Below are 23,525 nucleotides of genomic sequence, written 5' to 3' on the forward strand. Positions count from 1 at the left end.
GCCAGTGGCCGAGCGGGGCAACCCATCGATCCACACACTAGGCCGGATACAAGGCAGCAGCCGACTTCTTCACAACACGATGCGGGTTACTACCTATCGCCGGGAGGCATCCATACAAGACGACATGAGTAATGCCTTGGCCGGAGAGCACATCGACGGCGAGCCCGGTGTCAGCCGCATGGAAGACCCGCTCGCTCGCGGCGCGCACCTGCTCTTTAGAATCGAAAACGTACCCTTTACCCGGTGGCACACCAAAGCCCGCGTGATCATGGGCAGCGCGACATTCTTCGATGCATTCGATGCGCTGTCGCTCGCTTTCGCCATGCCGGTGCTGGTTGGTCTGTGGCATCTCAGTGCCAAGGAAATCGGCGTGCTGATTGCGGCCGGCTATCTTGGCCAGTTGATCGGCGCCCTGGTATTCGGCTGGTGCGCGGAGCACTTCGGCCGGGTGCGTAGCGCGGCGGTGGCGGTTGGGCTGATGTCGGTGATGGGCGTGGCCTGCGCGTTCACCGGCAATTTTCATATGCTTTTCCTGGCCCGCTTCGTGCAAGGCATCGGCGTGGGCGGCGAAGTCCCCGTCGCGGCGGCCTATATCAGCGAGCTGTCGCAGGCGCATGGCCGCGGCCGGTTCTTCGTGCTCTACGAGCTGATCTTCCCGCTGGGGTTACTTGGCGCGGCGCAAGCCGGCGCGTTCGTCGTGCCGCGTTTCGGCTGGGAATGCATGTTCCTGGTCGGAGCGATCCCGGGCCTGCTGGTGGCGCTGCTGATTGCCCGTTTGCCCGAATCGCCGCGTTGGCTGGTCGGCAAGAATCGCTGCGACGAAGCCGAGCGGATCATCGAAGGAATCGAAGCCAGCACGCCCAGGCGAGATCTCGATGCCGTGCGCGACCGAAGCGAGATCGAAGCCCGTTTGGCCTCGCTGCGCCAGGGCGCCCGCCGGCATGGCAAGGCCACCTGGAAGGAGCTGTTCTCGCCGGTGTATCGAGGCCGCACGTTGGGTGTATGGGTGCTTTGGGCTGCCGCGTATTTTGTTGCGAATGGCATCAATAACTGGCTGCCGAGCCTGTACAAGACGGTCTACCATCTGCCGCTGCAAGAGTCCCTGAGGCTGGCGTCGATGTCGAACGTGTTGAGTGTGCTCGCGGTGCTCGGATGCGCATTTCTGATCGACCGCGTCGGGCGCAGGCGCTGGGCCATGGCCTGCTTCCTGATCAGCGGCGCGCTGCTGCTGGGGCTCGGCGCACTCGCCACGGGCAGCCCGTGGTCGCTGATGGTGCTGGGCTCGTCCGCCTATGCTGTTATGGGCACTGTCACCGTCATGCTGTATCTCTATACGCCGGAAATTTACCCTACGCGCATGCGTGCGATCGGCACCGGGGTGGCGACGTCGTGGCTTCGTGCGGCGTCGGCAGCCGCTCCGGCCATCGTGGGTATCGTTCTGACCGGGTACGGGATCGGCGCGGTGTTTCTGATGTTCGCCCTGGCGACCATGGTCGGCCTTGGCGCGGCGTCGCGCATGATCGAGACGACCAATCGCGCGCTGGAAGAAATCTCGCCTTGAGATCAACTCGTCGCGGCGAGCACGGACTGGCCGACGATTGACGTCGTGGATGTTCAACGAAAGAGCCATCACTTGGCGCGGCGAGGTGCCGCGACCCGTGATGGCTCGATGTTTTTTTACGTGACTGTATCTGGATTGATGCCCGGCCGGGGATTGCCGGTGAAGTGCTGCGGGAGGGCGGCGAGTGAGCCGGAGCGGGTGGTGAAGGGGCGGCAGCGCGGCAGCGCGAGCCGCCCCTTGTTGCGAGCACGAGCTCTAGAACCGGTGACGCATTCCGATGCCATAGGTGCTGCCGGACGGGTTCGATGCCAGCTTGTCATACGAATAGGCGGCGTAGACGTCGGTACGCTTGGAGAAGAAATAATCGTAGGCAATCGATGTCGTGTCGCGCACGGTATTTTTCTGCCGGGGGCCGCTTTGCTTGGTGAGAGCCCACTCCGCCAGCACGGATGCCCGCGGGGAAACCGGGACCGAGACGCCTAGCTCGTAAGTGTGAGAGCCGATGCCGAGTGTCGTCGTATTGGTCGTCTGGAGCGCGCCGTAGAATTTTGCGAAACGGGTCTGGTACGTGGCGCCTCCCAGGTAGAGGTACTGCTGCTGCGCCGGGGCGATCGCCGCGGCCCGCACGCGCTGCGCGGACAAAGCGACCAGCAGCGGCCCGTTCTTATAGGTGAGATGCAGGCCGAGATTGTCGCGGCCCTGATGTCCGGTGACATCGCTCACGCCATATTGCACGTTACCGGTGAGGCCGGCAAAGGAAGGAGAGGTATACCCGATCGTGTTGGACCAGACGGTGTCGCCGATGGCCGTGCCGTTGTAGGCCGCCATATACGATTGCACGATAAGCGGCGAGAACACGACCGACGGACCAAACGGATTGAGCAGTATCTGGTGCAGGTAGGTGCCGGTCGTCTGTTGGCCGACCTTGAGCGTCCCGTACGCGACGGAGGACAATCCCACGTATGCGTTGCGGGCGAAGAATCCGTCGGAGGGATTGCGTCCCATTTGGCCGGTGTTTGGCCTGAAGAAGCTCTCCAGCGCAAAAATGACCGCGGTGCCGTTACCGAGGTCCTCGCGCCCGCGCATGCCCCAATATGAAGTGGTCAAGCCGCCGCCACCCTGCTGGACCATGCCATGCGGTGTGGTGCTGAGTTTCGACTGATCGACGTAGACGCCGATCAGTCCATACAGCTGAACCGACGAGGATGAGTCGGCAAGCGGCGACGCCGCCTTGGCCGAGCCGTTGCACAGGACCAAGGAAGCCGCCGCGAGGCAACTCATGGCGAGGACGCTTCTGGATTTAAGGCGCTTGCTGGCAAGCATGGGGTTGTCTCCTTGAAATTGTTTTGGGGCACGCCGAGCCTGGGGTATGTGCCGCGCTACCCTGTGGCGCATGCCGCGGCGCATCGATGCCGCACCGGGCGCGAGGGTCGTATTGCCTTGCGACGCGCCATGAAGAGCCCGTCAAAGAGCGCGCACATGGCGTACCCGCATCCCTCGCCGAAGCCAGTGTATGTAACGCTGAGTTATGCGGATAGACTGAAGGGAGCGAATTCAGATATGCTCGATTTGAGATATCAATGGAGGCGACATGAATCGCGAGATATTCAAGCTTTTCGTCGAAGTCGCGGAATTGGGGAGCATCAGCCGCGTTGCAGCGTTGCGCCAGACGGTGCAATCGCATGTCAGCCGGCAGATCGCCGAGTTCGAGCGCGAGTGCGGTGGCCGGCTGTTCGAGCGCACCGGGCGGGGCGTGACGCTGACCGGTTTCGGCGAGCGAATCATTCCGCGGGTGCGCGCCTGGCTGGCGGATACCGATCAACTGCTCAATGACATTCGAACCTCCTCGGGCATTCCGGTCGGCGAGGTGCGCATCGGGATTCTGCAATCGACTGCCCATCCCCTGATCACGACGCTATGCGAGCGTCTGGCGGCCGCTTATCCGGATATTCGCTTGAACATTCGCGAAAGCCAGCTCGGCGAGGTTGAAACGTGGCTCGACACCGGGCGGGTCGATCTGGCGATACTCTTTCACGCCGAGCGGGCGATGACCACCGAACGCCTGGCGACGCTGGCGACCATCAACACCTATCTGGTCGGCGCCCCCGATGCGCCGCTGACGCAACACGAGAGCGTCGATTTTCGAAAGCTTCAGAATGCGCCGCTGGTATTGCCCGGGCGCCCCAACCGATTGCGTGACATGCTCGACGACGAGGCGCGACGGGCGGGCATCGTGTTGCGTACGATCTTCGATGCCGATTCCCTGGCGGTGCAGCGCGAGGTGGCTGCCAGCGGTCGCGCCTACGCGGTGCTGGGCCCGTGGGCGATTGCGCAGGACATCCGTGCCGGTCGCCTGCGCGCGGCGCGCATCGTGCGGCCTGGCATTACGCGTTTCGTGACGCTGGCCAGTGCCCGGCAAGGCTCGATGACGCCGGCGCTGCGCATCGTCATCGAGTTGCTGAAACAAATTTCCGCCGAACTGATCGAGTCGGGGCAATATCTGGGCCTGCCTCAGGCGCCTCTTGCCGTCGATCCAAAGCCGAAGAGCCGTGCCGCGGAAGGCGCGGACCGAGCCTCGTCCAGGCGCATGGGAGCGAGCGAGAAAGGTGCGCGGCGACGCCTTGTGCCAACCGATGCGAACGACAAATGACGGGAACCTGGCCGAGGCGGATTGGCTGGCGGCGGGAGGGTGTCTTTGCTCGCCGTTGCGAACGGCTCGCCGTCTAGAGGCATCGGCCGATCAGCGGTTGTCGCGAACCCCATTCTCCCGCGCCTCGCCGAACACCGGCAGACGCCAGCCGAAATAGAGCGAGGCGAGCCGCGCCGTCACGCAGGCGAGCGTCGCGAGCCAGGGCGTCCAGGCATTGCTCCAGCCGGCGTAGTAAAGGCCGACCTGGGTCACCGCGCCGAGCAGGGCGGCCGAGGCGTAGATCTCGCGCTCGAGGATGGCGGGCACGCGCGAGAGCATGACGTCGCGCATCACGCCGCCGCCGACCGCGCTGACGATGCCCAGCAGGATTGCCAGTTCCGCGCTGTGTCCGTAGGTGAGCGCCTTTTGCGCGCCCGACACGGCAAACAGGCCGAGCCCGATCGCGTCGAAAAGCAGCACCGAATGGCGCAGGCGCCGGATTTTCGGATACGCCAGGATGGTGAGCGCGGCGGCGCACAGCGAGGCGGCCAGGTAGCGCCAGTTCGACAGGCCCGCCGGCGGCACGGCACCGATGCAGACGTCGCGCACGATGCCGCCGCCGCAGGCCACGGTGAAGGCGACGGCCGCGATGCCGAACAGATCGAGTCGTCTTTGGCGGGCCGCGACGGCACCGCTGATGGCGAACGCGAAGGTGCCCACCAGATCGAGGACGGTGTACACCACATGGGAATTGACGACGTGGGGGGGCACGATGATCTGTCTGATAGTGAAGGCTGGCCAGACGCCGGCCAGATGGCGCTGGGAGCGAATATACACCGGTTGGCCGGAAAATTCGCTGGTATGATCGAAGCGATCAAGCCGGAGGAAAGCACCATGCAACCGCAACCGTTAAGAATCGATTTTGTCTCGGATATTGCCTGTCCATGGTGCGCGGTCGGGCTGTCGTCGCTGCGGCTTGCGCTGGCCCGTCTCGAAAACGAGGTCGAGCCCGAGATCGTGGTGCACCCATTCGAGCTGAATCCGGACATGGCCGCCGGCGGCGAGAACACCGTCAAGTATCTCAGCAGGAAGTATGGCCGCACGCCGGAGCAGGTGGCCCAGACGCAAGCGATGATCCGCGAGCGCGGCGCGAGTGTCGACTTCACGTTCGGCCCGCGCACCCGCGTCTACAACACGTTCGACGCGCATCGCCTGATGCATTGGGCGGGTCTCCAGGGCGAGCAGTTGCCGCTCAAGCTCGCGCTGCTGCGCGCCTATCATTCGGACGACAAGGATGTCAGCAACCACGACGTCCTGGTCGAGGTCGCGGAATCCGTCGGGCTCGACCCGGTCGAGGCGCGCGCCGTGCTGCAGCGTGGCGACTACGCCGAGCAGGTACGCGCCGAGGAGCGGGACTACCAAGCCAAGGGCATCCATTCGGTGCCGACCATCATCTTCAATCGCCGCTACGTACTGACCGGCGGCCAGCCGGTGGAGACCTTCGAACAGGTGATTCGCGAGGTGCTGGCGGCGGAGTAGGGCGCCACGCTCCCTGAAAGCAAAAAGCCCAACCTGGCGGTTGGGCTTTTTTGCGTGTGTCTCATATAACGAGTGAGGCACGCTGGCAAGCGCCGGATTTGCATTATCGGGGGCTGCGAGCGATCAACTGAATAGTCCGATATTCCGGGCAAAGCGGAAAGAGGGTGAACTATCGCGCACAGGCCATATCTGGCATTTCTCAATCAGTCGCGTGCCCATGGGAGAGTTTTGCCAGCGGCGAGGACGCCGAGGTTGTCGATTACCAGGATTATCAGTAGGGAACAGAATATGGCGCGCATGTACCATCCGCCGCACCCCGGCGACGCACTCAAGGAAGATGTATTGCCGGCCTTGGATCTGAGTGTGACCGAAGCCGCCGAGCAATTGGGGGTGTCGCGTGTGGCACTTTCGAGGGTAATTGACGGGCGGGCTGCGATTAGTGCCGATATGGCAATTCGTTTGGCCCAATGGCTGGGCGGCAGCCCGGAAATCTGGCTGCGGCAGCAGCTTCAATATGACTTATGGCATGCGGAGAAAAAAAGCACGCTCAAAGTCAAACCGGCAAAGCGGTTGAACGTCTAGCAGTGGCCGAGGATTCTGGCTTGGGCGATCCAAGAACCCGGTTATCAGTGCCTACTTGCAAGCGTTATTGCTTACCGGCACACGCCGCGAGGAAATGGCGGCGCTCAAGTGTGCCGGTGTGGATTTTCAATGGCGAAGCCTGCGTGTGGCTGACAAGGTGGAAACGGTGACGGACCGAGTTATTCCGCTGACAACTTATCCTGCCTCCTTGCTGGCCGCGTTACCGCGCCGCAATGAATGGGTGTTCAGCAGTCCGGCCGCCGCCGATGGCAAGATTGCCGAGCCGCGCATTGCGCACAATCAGGTGCTAGCCGCTGCCGGATTGCCTCATGTGACGCTGCATGGCCTGCGCCGGTCATTCGGCACGCTTTCTGAGTGGTGCGAGGTGCCTGTGGGCGTGGTGGCGCAAATTATGGGGCACACCGCGAGCGCACTTGCCGAGAAGCATTATCGCCGCCGTCCGCTGGACCTGCTGCGAAACTGGCACGACAAGATTGAGACGTGGATGCTGGAGCAGGCGGGCATCGACTTTAAGCCTGAGCAGGCGCCTTGCGGGTAGTGGCGCAGTGATTTACGAATATAGCAAAAAAGCGATAAAATAATGGCATGGCACGTAGAGTTAATACCTGACGCTGAAGCCGAATTGCTGGTGCTGCCGCCCGATATGCGCGCCCGCTTTCTGCACATCGCGGAAATGCTGGCGGAATTTGGTCCGCAGCGCGTCGGAATGCCGCACGTGCGCCCGTTGGATGGAAAGTTGTGGGAAATCCGCATGACGGGCCGGGATGGCATCGCGCGGGCGATATACGTTACACGGACCGGGCAGCGTCTGGTTGTGCTGCACGTGTTCGTGAAGAAGACGCAGAAGACGCCGCGCCGGGCCATCGAGACAGCTCTCGCCAGAATGAAAGAGGATTGAACGATGACTGACCTTGCCACCCTGAAAAAACGCCTGCTGGCGGACCCCAAAACCAAGGCTGAATACGACGCCCAAGCGCCGGAGTTTGCCATTGCACGAGAACTCATTGCAGCGCGTGTTCGAGCCGGGCTGACTCAAGATGAGTTGGCAGAACGGATGCATACGACCCAATCGACGATTGCCAGAATGGAGAGTGGCCGTTCGTTGCCTTCGATGCGTACACTTGCCCGATATGCCGAGGCAACTGGAAGCCGCGCTGTGGTGCGTCTTGAGGCCGTATAGAGCATGACCGTTGCCTGACGGTATCAGGCGGAGCGGCGGCGCGGGTGTTGCAGCACTTCGCGCCGCCTGGCCATAAGCCAAGCTAGAAAGGAGCTTGAATCTTGGCTAAGACCAATTCTACGCCGGTCCCTACCCCAAAATCGTTTCCTCAAGACCGCGCGAGCGAGCTTGCATTAAAGCTTGATGCGCTACTTTTTCAGACTTACGGCGACAGTGGCGAGGCTTTTCGCAACACCCATGAAACGCTGGGACTGCTACATGTGGGCTTGTGTTGGTATCGCTGCAGAACTGCGAGCGCTAATTAACGGCGAAAGTTCTGAGGTGCTTCATGGATATGAGGCCTACCGTGACCGGTTGGTACTAGTGAAGGACGCAGGTCAGCGTTACTCGGGGTCATCGGATACGTCTGCGCCCGCACTCTAAGCTGGATTATCAGTGGATTTGCTAAATCGCCTATGTAGGCCTGCAGTTTCTCCAATCCGGTTGCACAGTAGTTACACTGTTGCCAGAAACGACAAAGGGTTACGCGCATGATTGCGGTAACCCTTTGATTTTATTGGTGCCGGAAAGAGGAGTCGAACCCCCGACCTTCGCATTACGAATGCGCTGCTCTACCGACTGAGCTATTCCGGCGAAGCCTCGGATTTTAACAAAACCAGAGGTGATTTGTCACTAGCCTGACGCAATATTTTTCCCGGCAGCGGTGCGCATGGCGTCGCCGAAGCGGGGCCGACGCCAGGCCGGCTCAATCCTGCTGGTGATAGCCGGTCACGCGCTCGACTTCGTTTTTCGAGCCGAGGAACACGGCCACGCGCTCGTGCAGGCTGGTGGGCTGAACTTCGAGCATGCGTTGCGCGCCATTGGTGGCCGCGCCGCCGGCCTGCTCGACCAGGAAGCTCATCGGGTTGGCTTCGTACATCAGGCGCAGCTTGCCGGGCTTGCTGGGATCGCGCGCGTCGGCCGGGTACATGAAGATGCCGCCGCGCGTGAGAATGCGATGCACGTCGGCCACCATCGAGGCGATCCAGCGCATGTTGAAGTCCTTGCCGCGCGGGCCTTCCGCGCCCAGCAGCAGTTCGTCGACGTAGCGCTTGACGGGCGGGTACCAATGCCGCGAATTCGAGGCGTTGATGGCGAATTCCTTGGTGTCTTCCGGGATGCGCATGTTTTCCTGGGTCAGCACCCAGGAGCCCATCTCGCGGTCCAGCGTGAAGCAGTGCACGCCGTGGCCGGTGCTCAGCACCAGCACGGTTTGCGGGCCGTAGACCGCATAGCCGGCCGCGACTTGCCGGGTGCCGGGCTGCAGGAAGTCCTGCTCGGTGGCCTCGCACACGCCGTCGGGGCAGCGCAGTACCGAGAAGATGGTGCCGATCGAGACGTTGACGTCGATGTTCGACGAGCCGTCGAGCGGATCGAACAGCAGCAGGTATTCGCCTTTCGGGTAGCGATTGGGGATGTGGTGGACCTGCTCCATTTCCTCCGACGCCATGGCGGCGAGGTGGCCGCCCCATTCGTTGGCTTCGAGCAGGATCTCGTTGGAGATCACGTCGAGCTTTTTCTGGATCTCGCCTTGCACGTTTTCGCTGCCGGCGCTGCCCAGCACGCCGCCGAGCGCGCCTTTGGAGACGTTGTAGCCGATGGTCTTGCAGGCGCGCGAGACGATTTCGATGAGCAGGCGCAATTCGGCGGGGATGTTGCCGAACTCGCGTTGCTGCTCGATCAGGTATTGGGTGAGGGTTTTACGGCGCATGACTGCACTCCAGGGCAAAAGACTTGGGTTGCCGCAATTTTACCCGCCCGGGACGCGCTCATGCGCCTTTTTACTTTTGCCGGCTCAGTCCAGGCCGTCGAACGAGGCGTCGTCCGGGCCGATGCGCGACGGCGTGCGCCAGGTGACGTCGCGCATCGCGTGCTGTACCTGGTTTTCCACGCCCATGAGCACGGCGAAGATCGCCATGCGGATCGGAATGCCGTTGTCGGTCTGGCGGAAGATCGCCAGGCGCGGGTCGTGGTTCAGGTCGGTCGACAAATCGTTGGCGCCCGGCCGGCTGTCGCGCGGCAACGGATGCATGATGATCGTGCCGGCATCGCACACGCGATTGATCAGCGCCTGGGAGACCTGGAATTCCGGCGTGTAGCCCTCGATCGCCTCGTTGGCGAAACGCTCCTTCTGGATGCGCGTGGCGTACACCACGTCGGCGCCGCGCAAGCCTTCCTCGAGCGATTGCGATTGCTCGACCACGTGGCCGCCGCGCTCGACCTGGTCGATGATATAGGCGGGCATTTCCAGCGACACGGGGGAGATCAGGGTGAATTTCAGGCCGCGATACAGCGCCAGCAGCTTGATCAGCGAATGCACCGTGCGGCCATAGCGCAGGTCGCCGACCATTGCCACGTGGGCGCCGTCGACCAGCTTGCCCAGCCGCGAGAATTCGCGCTGGATCGTGTAGAGGTCGAGCATCGCCTGGCTCGGATGCTCGCCCGGGCCGTCGCCGCCGTTGATCACCGGAATGTTGGTGGCGCGCGCGAATTCGGCCACCGAGCCCTGTTCGGGGTGCCGCACCACCAGGGCGTCGACGTAGCCGCTCATGACCCGGCTGGTGTCGTAGATCGATTCGCCCTTGGCCATCGACGAGAAGGTGAAGCCGGTGGTGTCGCACACCGAGCCGCCCAGCCGGCAGAATGCCGCGCCGAAGCTCACGCGGGTGCGGGTGCTGGCCTCGAAGAACAGGTTGCCCAGCACCGCGCCTTCGAGCACGCGCGAAATTTTCTGGCGGCGTGCGATCGGCTGCATGATATCGGCGATGCGGAACAGGTCTTCGAGCGATTCGCGGCTGAATTGGTCGACCGACAGCAACTGCGGCTTGCCTTCGACGGCGATGCGCTCGCGCAACGACGTATGTACGCTTTGCGTATCGCCGCCGGCCGGCGCCTCGCGCTGCACGATTTCATCGACGAATTTCTCGACGATACCCGGCATGCTGCGAAATTCGCTCGAATCTTCCGGCAAAAGCCAGGTGTCGAGCGCCCGGCGGCGCACGCCGATACGGTCGGCGAAGCTGTCTCGGGTCATGTTGAGGCGGCGCATGGCGTCGCGCAGGAAGGTTTGTTGAGCGCTCATCATGACCCTTTCTGTTGTATTTGTACGCGATGCGTATAGTACGGCGACGTCTCGTGTTTGTCCACGAATTTCAGCGCCGCTCGCACCTACAGCAACTCGATCTCCGGAAAGTTCATCAGGCTGGTCTCGCGCATCACCGCGACGAATTCGCCGATGTACGGCTTGCCGCTCAGGGCGGGCAGGGTCGCGGCATAGAGCTTGCCGGTGAGGCCGGCGCGGGTAATCGGCCGGGCGGTGACGTAGCGGCGCTCCAGATAGCCGCTCACGGCCCACAGCGGCAGCGCCGCCAGGCCGCGGCGGCTCGCCACCAATTGCAGGATGGCGACCGTCAATTCGGTGGTGCGGCGTGCCGGTTCGATGCCGGCCGGGATCAACACCTGCCGCATCAGGTCGAGCATATCGTCCGGCACCGGATAGGTGATGAGCGTCTCGGCGCGGAAGTCCTCGGCGTCGAGGAACGGCTTGGCGCACAGCGGATGGTCGTTGGCCAGCAACGCCACCATCTGGAAGCTGAACAGCGGGTGATGGTCGACCGCCTCGTCGGGGTCGTATTCGGAGACGATCGCCAGGTCGGCGCGGTCCTGGTGCAGCAGGCCGATCGGGTCGGCGTGAAAGCCCGAAACGATGTCGAGCTCGATCTCCGGCCAGCGCGCGCGAAAGACGTCCATTGCCGGCATCAGCCAGTCGAAGCAGGTATGGCATTCGACGGCGATGCGCAGCGTGCCGCGTGTGCCTTGCGCGAGGCGCACCAGGTCGCGCCCGGCGGCTTCGACCGACGGCACCACCTGCTCGGCCAGTTCGAGCAGCCGCTTGCCGGCCGGCGTGAAGCTGGGCGGCGCCGATTTGCGCACGAACAGCGGCAGGCCGTAAAAGTCTTCGAGCGCCTTGATCTGGTGCGACAACGCCGATTGCGTCAGATGCAGCCACTGGGCTGCACGCGAGACGTTGCCAGTGTCGCGCAAGGCCAGCAGGGTCTGCAGATGGCGGAGTTCGATGGGTGTTCTTGTCATGAAAATAATTAATGATTATCAGAAATAACTTTCGTTTGAATAATAAATGAGCGAGGCGGATACTGCCAGCAGACTTTCAATGGCAGAGGAATGGCAATGGCTGGAGCACACGTATTGGGTTTGCCGCGCATCGGCGCGCACCGCGAGCTGAAATTCGCGCTGGAAAAATTCTGGCGCAAGGAAATCGACGAGACGGCATTGACGCACACCGGCCGCGCACTGCGCCACGCCAATTGGCAGGCGCAGCGCGAGGCGGGCGCCGCAGCGGGGCTCGGCGGCCTGGATAGCGTGACGGTGGGCGATTTTGCCTGGTACGACCACGTGCTGAACACGCTCGCGCATGTCGGCGGGCTGCCGGCACGCTTCGGCTTCGACGCCCGTGATCTCGATCTGGACGCCTACTTCGCCATGGCGCGCGGCAACGCCGCCCAGCCGGCGTTGGAAATGACGAAGTGGTTCGATACCAATTATCACTACCTGGTGCCGGAATATAGTCCGGCAACGACCTTCGGGGAGGGCGTGAATTGGCTGTTCGACGAGGTGGCCGAGGCGCAGGCGCTCGGTCATCCGGTCAAGGCGGTGCTGGTCGGCCCGCTCACGCTGCTGTATCTGGGCAAGGAGAAGGACGGCCTGGCCGATCGCCTGACGCTCCTGCCGGCTCTGCTGGCGCAGTATGAGCGCCTGTTGGCGCGGCTCCGTGCGCAGGGCGTGGCGTGGGTGCAGATCGACGAGCCGTTGTTTGCACTCGATTTGCCTGCCGCCTGGCTGGCCGCGGCCGCGCCGGCCTATCGCCGGCTGGCGCCGCTCGCGCCGCGCATTTTGCTGACCACATATTTCGGCGACGTCAGCGAGCATGCGGCCTTGCTCAAGGCCCTGCCGGTGGCCGGCCTGCACCTCGACCTGGCCCGCGCACCGCAGCAGCTCGCCACGTTTGTCGATGGCTACCCGGCCGACAAGGTGCTCTCATGCGGCGTGGTCGACGGGCGCAACGTATGGCGGCACGATCTGGCCGGCTCGCTCGCGTTGCTCGCGCCCGCGCACGCGGCGCTGGGCGATCGGCTCTGGGTGGGCTCGAGCTGCTCGCTGCTGCATGCGCCGGTCGATGCGCGCCTGGAGACCCAACTGGACGACGAGCTGCGCGCGTGGCTGGCGTTCGGTCGCCAAAAGCTCGACGAGATTGCGGTGCTGCGCCGGGCGCTCACGGATGGCGTGGCATCGGTGCAGGCCGCATTCGACGATACCGCCCGGGCGCTGGCGGCGCGCCGCAGCTCGCCGCGCATTCACAATCCGGTCGTGCGCCGCAAGCTCGACGGTCTGAGCGAGGCCGATGCGCGCCGCCGCAGCGACTACGCGACGCGCATCGCCGCGCAACAGGCGTGGCTCAAGCTGCCGCTGCTGCCGACCACCACCATCGGCTCGTTCCCGCAAACCGCCGAGATTCGCGCCGCGCGCGCCGGCTTCAAGCGCAAGCAGTTGACGCATCTCGATTATCTGGAAGCGATGCGCGCGCAGATTCGCCTGGCGATCGAAAAGCAGGAATCCTATGGACTGGACGTGCTCGTGCACGGCGAGGCCGAGCGCAACGATATGGTCGAGTATTTCGGCGAACTGCTGTGGGGCTATGCGATCACCGAGAACGGCTGGGTGCAAAGCTACGGTTCGCGCTGCGTCAAGCCGCCGGTGATCTACGGCGATGTGTACCTGCCCGAACCGATGACGGTGACCTGGAGCGCCTATGCGCAAAGCCTGACGAGCAAACCGGTCAAGGGAATGCTGACCGGGCCGGTGACGATGCTGCAGTGGGCCTTCGTGCGCGACGATCAGCCGCGCGAGCGCACCGCTTTGCAGATCGCGCTGGCGCTGCGCGACGAGGTGCTCGCCCTGGAAAAAGCCGGCGTGCGGGTGATCCAGATCGACGAGCCGGCACTGCGCGAAGGCCTGCCGCTGCGCCGGCGCGACTGGGCGGAATATCTCGACTGGGCGGTGCGGGCTTTCAAGGTAGCCTCATGCGCGGTGGCCGACGATACGCAAATTCACACGCATATGTGCTACTCGGAGTTTCACGACATTCTGCCGTCGATCGCGGCGCTCGATGCCGACGTGATCTCGATCGAGACCACGCGCTCCGACATGGAACTGCTCGATGCCTTCGAGGCGTTCGACTATCCGAATGAAATCGGCCCAGGCGTGTATGACATTCACTCGCCGCGCGTGCCCGCGCAGGCCGAGATGGAGCGCTTGATCGAGGCTGCGCTGGCGCGTATTCCGGCCCAGCGGCTGTGGGTGAATCCCGATTGCGGGCTGAAGACGCGCGATTGGGCCCAGGTCGACCCGGCGCTCACCGCGATGGTCGCGGCGGCTCAGGCGGTGCGGGCCAGGCTGCCGGACCACGGCGGCGCGGGCCTTGCGGCCCGCCTGGCCGCGCTGCCTGCTAGGGGTGCATCAGCGGGAATATCACCAGTCCGATGATGGCGGCGGCAACCACCACGACCGGCTCGGGCAGTTTCTTGAAACGCCAGAGCATGCCGATGGTGATCAGCGCCAGCGCAACGGTCGGCAGGTCGACGATGGATCGTTTGGCGATGACGATGACCGAGCCGGTAATCGCTCCGACAGCCGCTGCCGTGATGCCGTCGACGAACGCCCGCACGCCCGGCAGTTTCCCGTACTTCTTGAAGTAGGGCGCGGGTATCACGGTAAACAGGTAGCACGGTAGAAAGGTCCCGAGCGAGGCAACGCAGGCCCCGGGCAGGCCGGCGATCAGGTAGCCGATGAAGCCGACGGTGATGACCACCGGTCCTGGCGTGATCATCGCGACGGCCACCGCGTCGACGAATTGCTTGTCGTTGAGCCAGTGGTGCTCGGTCACGACGCCACCGTAGAGGAACGGCACAATGGCAAGGCCGGACCCGAACACAAAGGCGCCGGCCTTGATAAAAAAAGCGCCCAGCTGACCAAGCAGCGGCAAGCCAAGATCGCCGGGCAGGCCGCTGGCCAGCGGCAGGTGCGTCGCCGCCAGCGCATTCAGGCCGCTATGACCGAGCCACTTCGGAGGTGCGCGCCATAGCCATCCGACCAGCCCGGCCGCAATGAAGAGCCAGGCGATCTCGGATTCCGTTGCGACCGTGACCGCAGCCAGAATCAGGTAAATCGCCCACAGGAACCTGTCTTTGCCGACCGTCTTGACGGTTAGCTTGTACGCGCTGATCGCGATGATGCCGACCACGCAGGCGCCAACCCCGTAAAAAACCGCCTGCATCCATGCGAGCCCGCCGAAATGCACGTAGGCCCACCCCAGCGACACCACCATCAGGAATGACGGCAACACAAAGGCGACGCCGACCAGCGTCGCTCCCAGGATGCGGTAATGCACGTAGCCCAGATAAATGGCAAGCTGCGCGGCCAGCGGGCCCGGTGCGAGTTGCGCCAGCGTGAGCCCTTCCTTGTAATCGGCCTCGGTGATCCAGCCCAGGCGCTCGACCAGGTCGCGCCGCATATAGCCGGCCAGTGCCACCGGGCCGCCGAAGCCGAAGGTGCCCAGGCGCAGCATGTAGCGGGTCAGTTGGCCAATCGTGTAGCCAGGGGCGGATACCTCGGAAGCGTTCACGGGCGGCTCCTTGTGTCGGTGTTCGTCTGGCTCGAAAAATAGGCATGAAGCGAATCGAGCACGGGGCATATCGCATCGAGCAATTCATTGTCGTCGCAGGCACGTTGCCGAGCGCCGGCGAGGACGGCTTCGAAACCGCTGGCCTGCGGCACCGGCGCACCTCCGACGTCGAGCGCGCGTACCATCTCGCCCAACTGGCGCAGGCCGGCGTCATGATCGAGCCCGAAGCTGGCGGCCAATACCTGGAAGGTCACAAGGGCGCCGACATGCGTGAAAGCGGCACCGTCGAAATCGAACCCCAGCGCGTCGGGAGGACAGTCGTCGGGCGATGCAAGCCAACTGAAACGAGCCTGCGGATCGATGAAACGCCGAATCAGCCAGGCGCTGGCGACGCGGTCGACCCAGAGACGCCGGCGCGTCGCCCAATGCCGGTTTCGATAATCGTCGAGCTGCAAGCGGGCAATACTGCCGTCGACACAGTGGGGTTCTCCCGGCGAGGTGATGGTGTCGATCAGCGCCGTGAAATCCTGCCAGGCGGCCTCGGCGTCGATCGCGGCGTCGCTGGGAAAATAGTCGGTTGCCCTGATGGCCTCATATTCCTTGCCCAAGCGCCGCAGCAGCCGCGTGGTTTCGGCTGCCGATAGCCCGGCCACGGTCTTGCGGGCCTCGGCCAGCGCTCGAACGAAATCGGCGTAGTCGCCGGCACGGTCGAACAATGCCCGAAACTCGCCCTCCTGATCCGCGTCGCGGCTTGGCGCGTGCATCAGATGCGCGATGCCGCCTGCCGCAATGACGCCTTTGCCCAGTTCCGCAAGCTCGCTGTCACGCGTGCCACCGCCTGGCAGCAGATAGACGCCGTCGCGCAACACGGCGCAACCCCTGGCTTTGAGCGCTCGCCAGTACCGCATGCGTGCGGTGGCGTTGTCGGTCGGCAGGGTGAGGACGAAGACAAGCCAATCGGTAAAGGCATTCATGTAATGCACATTACAATGAAGTTATATATATAACAATAGAAATGCGGGAACACCCTGACTCGAGCGGTGTTCTCGAGGATCGGTGTCGGATGGAGGATTCGAATACAGGCGCGGGACGCGAGGGTGAGGCGCATCCGGGAGAGGACTTCAATGATCGCGGGATGGGGCTCGGACGCCCGCGGCGTGGGCGGTGCGTCCGTCAATGGCTGCCGTCGCCCGGGCAAGTGCAAATGCGCATGCCAACGCGCCGGGTGCCGGTGCGTTGGCGCGTGCGCCCAGGCGGCTAGCCGATCGCCTTGTCGACGATTTCCCGCACGTCTTTGGACAGCCCCTGGTGGGCGGCCACGCGGTTGAGCGCGTCGAGCATCGCGCTGCGCAGCGCCGGCGTGTATTTGCGCCAGCGGTCGAGCACGCGCGCGAGGCGGGCGGCGACTTGCGGATTGAGTGCGTCGAGCGCCAGCACCTGGTCGGCCCAGAACGCGTAGCCGGAGCCGTCGGCGGCGTGGAATTGCGCCGGGTTGCCGGCGCAGAAGCTGAAGATCAGCGCGCGGGCGCGGTTCGGGTTCTTCAGCGTGAAGGCCGGATGCTGCAGCAGCGTGCGTATCGTATCGATGACGCGTTGCGCGCCGGTGGCGCGCTGCATGGCCTGCAGCGCGAACCATTTGTCGATGGCCAGCGGCTCTTGCTCGAAGCGGCTGTAAAACTCGGCCAGTGCCGCGGATGCGGGCTCCTGCGCGCTCTGCCCGCCGTTGACCAGCGCGTTGAGCGCGGCCAGGCGATCGGTCATGTTGTTGGCGTGTTCGTACTGGACCTGGGCGGTCTGCGTGACGTGCGTGTCGTTGAGTTCGCTCAGGTAACTCAATGCCAGATTCTTCAACCCGCGCTGGCCGGCCGAGGCGGCATCGGGGCGGTAATCGCCCGGTGTCTGGTGATTGTGATAGGCGGCCAGCCATTCGGTATGCAAGGCGGTGGCCAGCCGCTGGCGCATGTATTGCCGGGCCGCATGAATGGCCGCCGGATCGATTTCGTCCATCTGCTCGCCAATGTAACTCTCGCCGGGCAGCGTCAGCGCCAGTTCGCGGTAGGCCGGGTCGAGCGTGCTGTCGCGCAGCACCTGGCGGAACGCGTCGATGACGAAGGTGTCGACGCTGGGCAGCTCGCCGCGCCGGATCGCGTCGACATGCGTGAGCAACTGGCGGGTGGCCAGCCGCTGGCCGGCTTCCCAGCGATTGAACGGATCGCTGTCGTGGGCCATCAGAAAGGCCAGCTCGTCGACCGTGTATTCGTGCTCGACGATCACCGGCGCCGAGAAGTTGCGCAGCAGCGACGGCAGCGGCGGCTCGTCGATCTCGACGAAGGTAAAGCGCTGCTCGGCCTCGGTGAAATCCAGCACGCGGGTAGTGGTGGCCGCGCCATCGTCTCCCTGCAGGCGCAGCGGCAGGTCGTGCCCGGACGTGTCGAGCAGGCCGACGGCGAAAGGAATGTGGAACGGCAGCTTGTCGGGCGTGCCGGGCAGCGTCTCGACGCCGACCTTGGGGCATTCCTGCCGCAGCGTCAGGGTGTAGGTGCGCGCGGCCGCATCGTGATGGCCGGTGACCTTGACGCGCGGCGTGCCGGCCTGGCTGTACCAGCGGCTGAACTGCGTCAGGTCGCGCCCGTTGGCATCGGCCATCGCCTGGCGAAAATCGTCGCAGGTGACGGCCTGTCCGTCGTGCCGCGCGAAGTAGAGATCCATCCCTCGGCGAAAGCCGTCCCGGCCGAGCAGGGTCTGGTACATGCGCACGACTTCGGCGCCTTTTTCATACACCGTCACGGTGTAGAAATTGTTGATCTCGACATAGCTGTCGGGCCGCACCGGGTGCGCCATCGGCCCGGCGTCCTCGGGAAACTGCGCCTGGCGCAGCACGCGTACGTCTTCGATGCGCTTGACCGCGCGCCCCGATTCGGTGCCCATCATGTCGGCCGAAAATTCCTGATCGCGGAATACCGTCAGGCCTTCCTTGAGGCTGAGCTGGAACCAGTCGCGGCAGGTCACGCGGTTGCCGGTCCAGTTATGGAAATATTCATGGCCGACCACCGCCTCGATATTGCCGTAGTCGACATCGGTGGCGGTTTGCGCGTCGGCCAGCACGTATTTGGTGTTGAAGACGTTCAGGCCCTTGTTTTCCATCGCGCCCATGTTGAAGTCGCTCACGGCGACGATCATGAAGCGCTCCAGATCGAGCGCCAGGCCAAAGCGCTGTTCGTCCCAGCGGATCGCATGGATCAGCGAGGCCATCGCGTGCGCGGTCTTGGGCAGGTCGCGCGGCTCGACCCACACCTGCAGCAGCTTTTCTTCGCCCGAACCGATGCGAATGCGCTCCTCGCGGCACACCAGCTGGCCTGCCACTACCGCAAACAGATAACTGGGTTTCTTGAACGGATCGTGCCAGACGGCATAATGCCGGCCGTCGGGCAGCTCGCCCTGTTCGGCGAGATTGCCGTTGGCCAGCAGGATCGGGTAGCGTTGCCGGTCTGCGCGCAGCGTCACGGTGTAAGTGGCCATGACGTCGGGCCGGTCGAGAAAGTAGGTGATCTTGCGAAAACCCTCGGCCTCGCATTGCGTAAAGAAGTTGCCGTTCGACACATACAGCCCCATCAGCGAGGTATTCTCCTGAGGGCGGCAGCGCGTGACCAGACGCAGCTCGAAATCCTGCGGCGGGTGCTCGATGAGCAGGCCATCGGGCGTCAGGCGATGGTCGTGGCAAGGCGCCCCGTCGATCTCGATGCCGAGCAGTTCCAGTTCCTGCCCGTGCAGCAGCAGCGCCGCGCCGGCGGCCTGCGGATTGCGGCGCACCCGCATGCGGTTGGTGACGGTGGTGTTGCCGGGATCCAGATCGAAAGCCAGATCGACGGTATCGATCAGATAGGCAGGAGGGGTGTAATCGGTGCGGCGGACTGCGGTATCTGGGCTTGGCATGGGAACTCGGTAAGCGGCACGTGATGGTTAAATTGTACCTAAGCGGCGCGGCACCCGCCGGAATTGAATTTCACGGCAGGGGCCCAGTCGAAGGAAAATACTCGCTGCGCGAAATTTCAAGGAGAAGCGATGCGGCTCAATTGGCGTCTTGGCGGAGTGATTTCGCTGGTGTTTTTGCTGAGCGCTTGCGCCAGCACGGTGACGACCCAGGTGGTCGCCTTTCACGACAACGGGGCATTCCCGGGGGCGCGCACCTATGCCTTCAAGCGCACCCCGGAGCAGGAAAACAACCTGGAGCAGAAGACTTACGAGGGCTGGGTGCGAGACCGGCTTGCGGGCGACGGTTTTCAGGAGCGGGCCACGCGCGATGCCCAGTATCTCGTCACGCTCGCCTACGGCATGCAAAGCAGCGTGGTGCGCGTTCAGGAGCCGGCCTTCGACCCGATGTTCGGGCCCGGCTGGTACGGCCCCTGGGGCTGGCGCTACAACCCGTGGATGTGGGGGCCGCCGCCGATGTATGTCGAGCGCGATTGGCCGGTCTATATGAAATGGCTGCAACTGCGCTTTCTCGACCGCGCCAGCGGGCGGGAAGTCTATCTGGTGTCGGCGCGCACGGAAGACGGCGGCAATTCGCTGGTGGGCGTCATGCCTTATCTGATTCGCGCGGCGCTGGCCAAGCTGCCATTCCCGAGTGGGCAGCAGTCGAGCGTCGAGGAGAAAGTCACGCCGTCGAAATGACCCGCGCCGGCACCATCGCACCAGAGAGCCCGCCACCTGTGCGGGCTTTTTTCATGCGGGCCACGCGACTCACATGCCGGCTTCGCGCCAGGCCAGCACGCCCAGCACCGCGAAGATCACCGCCGCGGCGATGTGAACCGCGCGCGTGGGCATGCGGTGCGCGAAGCGGTGGCCGAGCAGCACCGCCGGCACGTTGGCGAGCATCATGCCCAGCGTGGTGCCGGCCACGACGCCGAAAAATTCATGAAAGCGCGCGGCCAGCATGACGGTGGCGATCTGCGTCTTGTCGCCCATTTCGGCCATGAAGAAGGTGACGAGGGTGGTGCCGAACACGCCGAATTTGCCGCGTGCGCTGTCGTCTTCGGCATCGAGCTTGTCGGGAATCAGGATCCAGACGGCCATCGCCAGAAACGAGATGACGATGCTCCAGCGCAGGATGGCCGGGCTGACCACCGTGGTCAGCCAGTCGCCGATCGCACCGGCCCCCGCGTGGTTGAGCAGGGTGGCGGCCAGAATGCCCAGGATGATCGGCACCGGCTTCTTGAAGCGGGCCGCCAGCACCAGCGACAGCAATTGGGTTTTATCGCCGATTTCGGCAAGCGCGACCACACCGGTCGAGATAAGGAAAGGGGACATCGAGCGCTCCGCCGGGCCGATATGGTTTGCCAATGACCGTCCCCCTCCGGCCCGTCGCGAGGGAGTCGGTCATTGGTCTGGCCAGGCCCATGTGTGGCTGCGCATGCCATGGTCGCCGGTGAAATTCGGCAGCCAAGTCTGTTGACATGCGCCCCTGCCGTTACTGACAGGGCGGCTACTCCCCAATGAAGTGGGGGCGATTATAGCATCGGCCGGCAGCGCCGGGCCAGCGTCGGCGGCCGCGCTCAGCCGCCGCGCTGATGCACGCGGCGGCCCGCCGCGAACGTGGCGGCGACAGCGCGGTCGTCGCCCAGCATGGCCAGCGCGAACAGCAGTTCCTCGAGCGAGTCCGCCTGCGCGGTGCGGCGCGCCAGCAGTGGCGTGGCCCGGGGGTCGAGCACCACGAAGTCGGCTTCGGCGCCGGCCGCCAGGGTGCCGATCCGGCCACCCAGGCCGAGCGCTTGCGCGGCACCTTCGGTGGCTTGATAGAACATCCGCTCGGCGTTCAGGTGATAGCCGGACAGGCGCGCGACCTTGTGGGCTTCGTTCATGGTTTGCAGCATCGAGAACGACGAGCCGCCGCCGACATCGGTGGCCAGCGTCACCGGCATATGGCTGGCTTCGGCCGCAGCGAAATCGAACAGCCCGCTGCCGAGGAACTGGTTCGAGGTCGGGCAGTGCGCGGCCACCGCACCGGTTTCCTGCATGCGGCGGCGGTCATGGCCGTCGAGCCAGATGCAATGGCCATACACCGCGCGGGGGCGCAGCAGGCCGTAATGATCGTAGATGTCGAGGTAGCTGCGGTGACCCGGGAACAGCTCCTTGACCCATTTCACTTCATCGAGGTTTTCCGCCACGTGGGTCTGGATGAATACGTCCTGATAGCGCTGCGCCAGCTCGCCGCATACGCCCAATTGCGCTTCGCTCGAAGTGGGAGCGAAGCGCGGCGTCAGTGCATAGAGTTGCCGGCCCTGGCCATGCCAGCGCTGGATCAGCATTTCGCTGTCGCGCCCGCCGGACTCCGCGGTGTCGCGCAGGAACTCCGGGCAATTGCGGTCCATCATCACCTTGCCGGCGACCATGCGCAAGTTGCGTGCGGCGCTCTCGGTGAAAAATGCATCGACCGAGCCCGGATGCACTGTGCAGTACACCAGCGCACTGGTGGTGCCGCAACGCAGCAGCTCATCGATGAAGAAACGCGCGACATCGGCCGCATAGGCCGGATCTTCGAAGCGGCGCTCGGTCGGGAACGTGTAGGTCTCCAGCCACGGCAGCAGGCCCGGGGCGGGCGACGCGATCATATCGGTCTGCGGATAGTGGATGTGAGTGTCGATGAAGCCCGGGGTGATCAGTTTGTCGCGCCAGTCGATCACCGGCGTGCCGGGGGCCAGATCGGACGCGAGCGAGCGATAGTCGCCGACCTGCGCAATGCGTGCGCCCTCGACCACGAGCAGCCCGTCGGACAGCCACACGGTGGTGCTCGCCCTATTGTCGCCGGCGTGGCCGGGCTCGCCGGTGAAATACAGCAGTTGGGCGCGGTAAGCCGTGCGCTGGCCAGCGTCGGGCAGTTTGGGGGAGGTCGGGTCGGCAGGCATAGTCGATGTTTCTCTCGTGGGACGTGGAGATCGGCGGGACGGGCGACGGCACGCGTATGAGGCCTGAGCGGCCGGGGCGTGGCGGTCGTGATCCTCGAAGAGTCTCCGGTTTCTTGTGGATGTCTTTTGCCGGTGGCGCGAACCCGAGGGCCCCACGCGCCAGCATGTCAGGGGAAGGTAACATTAGCCGCGCGTGACGGGGTGCCCGAGGCTGAATATGCCGCATTCGCATTCCTTGATAACCCAGCGACCCTTGCCGACGCGAGGCGGCGAGCCTCACGACGTTTGCCAATAGCGCTCCAGATGGCCCAGCAGGGTGCGCTTCTGTCGATCGTCGAGGAAGGCGGCCTCGAAGCTGTTGCGGGCCAGCGTGTAGGCATCCTGCTCGTCCAGGTCCAGGGCGTCGAATGTCGCCAGATAGTTGTCGTTCAGATAGCCGCCGAAGTAGCTCGGATCGTCCGAATTGATCGTGACCGCCAGGCCGGCGTCGAGCATGGTCCTGAGCGGGTGCCGGCTCAGGTCGTCGCAGACCTTGAGCTTGACGTTCGACAGCGGACATACCGTGAGCGCGGTGTGCTCGCGCGCCAGACGCGCCATCAATGCCGGGTCGTCGACGCAGCGCACGCCATGGTCGATACGCTCGACGTGCAGGACATCGAGCGCTTCGCTGATATAAGCGGGCGGCCCCTCCTCGCCGGCGTGCGCGACCAGGCGCAGCCCCAATGCGCGGCATTGGGAGAAGACGCGGGCGAACTTGGCCGGCGGGTTGTCTCGCTCGGACGAATCCAGCCCGACGCCGATGAGCCGATGCGACAGGCTTTTGAAATAGGGCAGCGCGGCCTCGAGCGTGACGATGGCGTCGGCCTCGGACAGGTGCCGCAGAAAACACAATATCAATCGGCTCGACAGGCCATAACGCCTTTCGGCATCGGCCAGCGCCCGCTCGATGCCGCCCAGCACCAGATCGAGCGGAATGCCGCGCGCGGTGTGGGTTTGCGGATCGAAGAAAATCTCGGTGTGAACGATATGATCGGCATGGGCGCGCGCGAGATAAGCCCACGTCATGTCGTAGAAGTCCTGCTCGGTCTGCAACACGCCGGCACCGGCGTAGTACAGATCGAGGAACGACTGCAGATCGGTGAAGGCGTAGGCGTGGCGCAATGCGTCGACCGATGCGTAGGGCAAAGTGAGCCCGTTGCGCTCGGCCAGGCGGAAAATCAGCTCGGGTTCGAGCGTGCCCTCGATATGCAGGTGCAGCTCGGCCTTGGGCATGTCGCGAATTTTCTTGATCAGCGTCGGATTCATGGGAGCGATTGAGCAAAGTCGAGCGCGGGTCAGGCAAATATCGCACGATCGGCCGCCGTTTGCGCGGC

19 protein-coding genes, 1 tRNA gene, 1 pseudogene and 1 riboswitch are annotated in these 23,525 nt (G+C 64.1%); of the genes and pseudogenes, 9 read left to right on the plus strand and 12 right to left on the minus strand.

Annotated elements, in window-relative coordinates; translation table 11 throughout:
* Positions 1 to 178: 178 nt before the first annotated feature.
* Positions 179 to 1,561, plus strand: coding sequence for an MFS transporter (locus EPN80_RS07035; RefSeq protein ID WP_293025280.1), 1,383 nt, complete (start codon positions 179 to 181; stop codon positions 1,559 to 1,561).
* Positions 1,562 to 1,816: 255 nt separating this feature from the next.
* Here the strand turns inward: EPN80_RS07035 and EPN80_RS07040 are convergent, their stop codons facing one another.
* Positions 1,817 to 2,884, minus strand: a complete 1,068-nt coding sequence (locus tag EPN80_RS07040) for a porin (protein WP_293025171.1) — start codon at positions 2,882 to 2,884, stop codon at positions 1,817 to 1,819.
* Positions 2,885 to 3,152: 268 nt separating this feature from the next.
* On the opposite strand from EPN80_RS07040, the gene EPN80_RS07045 reads away from it, so the two are divergent.
* Positions 3,153 to 4,211, plus strand: a complete 1,059-nt coding sequence (locus EPN80_RS07045) for a LysR family transcriptional regulator (RefSeq protein WP_293025173.1) — start codon at positions 3,153 to 3,155, stop codon at positions 4,209 to 4,211.
* A gap of 90 nt (positions 4,212 to 4,301) precedes the next feature.
* Here EPN80_RS07045 and EPN80_RS07050 read toward each other — a convergent pair whose 3' ends face one another.
* Positions 4,302 to 4,961, minus strand: coding sequence for a trimeric intracellular cation channel family protein (locus tag EPN80_RS07050; protein WP_293025282.1), 660 nt, complete (start codon positions 4,959 to 4,961; stop codon positions 4,302 to 4,304).
* A gap of 90 nt (positions 4,962 to 5,051) precedes the next feature.
* On the opposite strand from EPN80_RS07050, the gene EPN80_RS07055 reads away from it, so the two are divergent.
* The 5 genes and pseudogenes from EPN80_RS07055 to EPN80_RS07075 all read left to right on the plus strand — a co-directional run bounded on the left by EPN80_RS07055 (position 5,052) and on the right by EPN80_RS07075 (position 7,512).
* Complete coding sequence (locus EPN80_RS07055; protein ID WP_293025175.1) at positions 5,052 to 5,729, plus strand: DsbA family oxidoreductase; 678 nt, start codon at positions 5,052 to 5,054, stop codon at positions 5,727 to 5,729.
* A 288-nt stretch (positions 5,730 to 6,017) separates the two neighbouring features.
* On the plus strand, positions 6,018 to 6,311 hold the full coding sequence (locus tag EPN80_RS07060) for a HigA family addiction module antitoxin (RefSeq protein ID WP_293025177.1): 294 nt from the start codon (positions 6,018 to 6,020) through the stop codon (positions 6,309 to 6,311).
* 34 nt (positions 6,312 to 6,345) lie between these two features.
* Positions 6,346 to 6,870, plus strand: a pseudogene (locus tag EPN80_RS07065) (tyrosine-type recombinase/integrase); the annotation flags it as partial.
* 90 nt (positions 6,871 to 6,960) lie between these two features.
* Positions 6,961 to 7,230 (plus strand): type II toxin-antitoxin system RelE/ParE family toxin, encoded by a 270-nt coding sequence (locus EPN80_RS07070; RefSeq protein WP_293025284.1) that lies wholly within the window; start codon positions 6,961 to 6,963, stop codon positions 7,228 to 7,230.
* A gap of 3 nt (positions 7,231 to 7,233) precedes the next feature.
* Positions 7,234 to 7,512, plus strand: coding sequence for a helix-turn-helix transcriptional regulator (locus EPN80_RS07075; RefSeq protein ID WP_293025179.1), 279 nt, complete (start codon positions 7,234 to 7,236; stop codon positions 7,510 to 7,512).
* A gap of 557 nt (positions 7,513 to 8,069) precedes the next feature.
* Here the strand turns inward: EPN80_RS07075 and EPN80_RS07080 are convergent.
* The 4 genes from EPN80_RS07080 to EPN80_RS07095 all read right to left on the minus strand — a co-directional run bounded on the left by EPN80_RS07080 (position 8,070) and on the right by EPN80_RS07095 (position 11,643).
* A tRNA-Thr gene (locus tag EPN80_RS07080) sits at positions 8,070 to 8,145 on the minus strand.
* Positions 8,146 to 8,257: 112 nt separating this feature from the next.
* Entirely contained in the window at positions 8,258 to 9,262 is a 1,005-nt protein-coding gene (locus tag EPN80_RS07085) for a class 1 fructose-bisphosphatase (protein WP_293025181.1), read from the minus strand.
* 84 nt (positions 9,263 to 9,346) lie between these two features.
* The gene (locus EPN80_RS07090; RefSeq protein WP_293025183.1) at positions 9,347 to 10,636 is read right to left on the minus strand and encodes an aspartate carbamoyltransferase; all 1,290 of its coding nucleotides are present in this window, start codon (positions 10,634 to 10,636) and stop codon (positions 9,347 to 9,349) included.
* Positions 10,637 to 10,719: 83 nt separating this feature from the next.
* The gene (locus tag EPN80_RS07095) at positions 10,720 to 11,643 is read right to left on the minus strand and encodes a LysR family transcriptional regulator (RefSeq protein WP_293025185.1); all 924 of its coding nucleotides are present in this window, start codon (positions 11,641 to 11,643) and stop codon (positions 10,720 to 10,722) included.
* Between the two features lie 96 nt (positions 11,644 to 11,739).
* On the opposite strand from EPN80_RS07095, the gene metE reads away from it, so the two are divergent.
* On the plus strand, positions 11,740 to 14,112 hold the full coding sequence (gene metE / locus EPN80_RS07100) for a 5-methyltetrahydropteroyltriglutamate--homocysteine S-methyltransferase (protein ID WP_293025187.1): 2,373 nt from the start codon (positions 11,740 to 11,742) through the stop codon (positions 14,110 to 14,112).
* Here the strand turns inward: metE and EPN80_RS07105 are convergent.
* The 3 genes from EPN80_RS07105 to pepN form a co-directional block, all read right to left on the minus strand.
* Complete coding sequence (locus tag EPN80_RS07105) at positions 14,075 to 15,250, minus strand: chromate transporter (protein WP_293025189.1); 1,176 nt, start codon at positions 15,248 to 15,250, stop codon at positions 14,075 to 14,077. The genes metE and EPN80_RS07105 overlap by 38 nt on opposite strands.
* Entirely contained in the window at positions 15,247 to 16,224 is a 978-nt protein-coding gene (locus tag EPN80_RS07110; protein WP_293025191.1) for a chromate resistance protein ChrB domain-containing protein, read from the minus strand. The genes EPN80_RS07105 and EPN80_RS07110 overlap by 4 nt, the downstream gene beginning before the upstream one ends.
* A 283-nt stretch (positions 16,225 to 16,507) precedes the next feature.
* Positions 16,508 to 19,183, minus strand: a complete 2,676-nt coding sequence (gene pepN, locus EPN80_RS07115) for an aminopeptidase N (protein WP_293025193.1) — start codon at positions 19,181 to 19,183, stop codon at positions 16,508 to 16,510.
* Positions 19,184 to 19,312: 129 nt separating this feature from the next.
* Here pepN and EPN80_RS07120 point away from each other — a divergent pair, with 129 nt between their 5' ends.
* Positions 19,313 to 19,921, plus strand: a complete 609-nt coding sequence (locus EPN80_RS07120; protein ID WP_293025195.1) for a DUF4136 domain-containing protein — start codon at positions 19,313 to 19,315, stop codon at positions 19,919 to 19,921.
* Between the two features lie 69 nt (positions 19,922 to 19,990).
* Here EPN80_RS07120 and EPN80_RS07125 read toward each other — a convergent pair whose 3' ends face one another.
* The 3 genes from EPN80_RS07125 to EPN80_RS07135 form a co-directional block, all read right to left on the minus strand.
* Positions 19,991 to 20,557 carry a TMEM165/GDT1 family protein gene (locus EPN80_RS07125; RefSeq protein ID WP_293025197.1) on the minus strand — a complete coding sequence of 189 codons (567 nt, stop codon included), beginning with the start codon at positions 20,555 to 20,557 and terminating at the stop codon, positions 19,991 to 19,993.
* Positions 20,526 to 20,753, minus strand: a riboswitch (yybP-ykoY riboswitch). It overlaps the preceding gene by 32 nt.
* A gap of 49 nt (positions 20,754 to 20,802) precedes the next feature.
* Positions 20,803 to 22,152, minus strand: coding sequence for a guanine deaminase (gene guaD / locus EPN80_RS07130; protein WP_293025199.1), 1,350 nt, complete (start codon positions 22,150 to 22,152; stop codon positions 20,803 to 20,805).
* 276 nt (positions 22,153 to 22,428) lie between these two features.
* A complete protein-coding gene (locus tag EPN80_RS07135) occupies positions 22,429 to 23,457 on the minus strand; it encodes an adenosine deaminase (RefSeq protein ID WP_293025201.1) in 1,029 nt (342 codons plus the stop codon).
* Positions 23,458 to 23,525: the final 68 nt, after the last annotated feature.

Origin of the sequence: Pandoraea sp., from assembly GCF_004297875.1 — a bacterium.
In the GTDB taxonomy this organism is placed as follows: Bacteria; Pseudomonadota; Gammaproteobacteria; order Burkholderiales; family Burkholderiaceae; genus Pandoraea.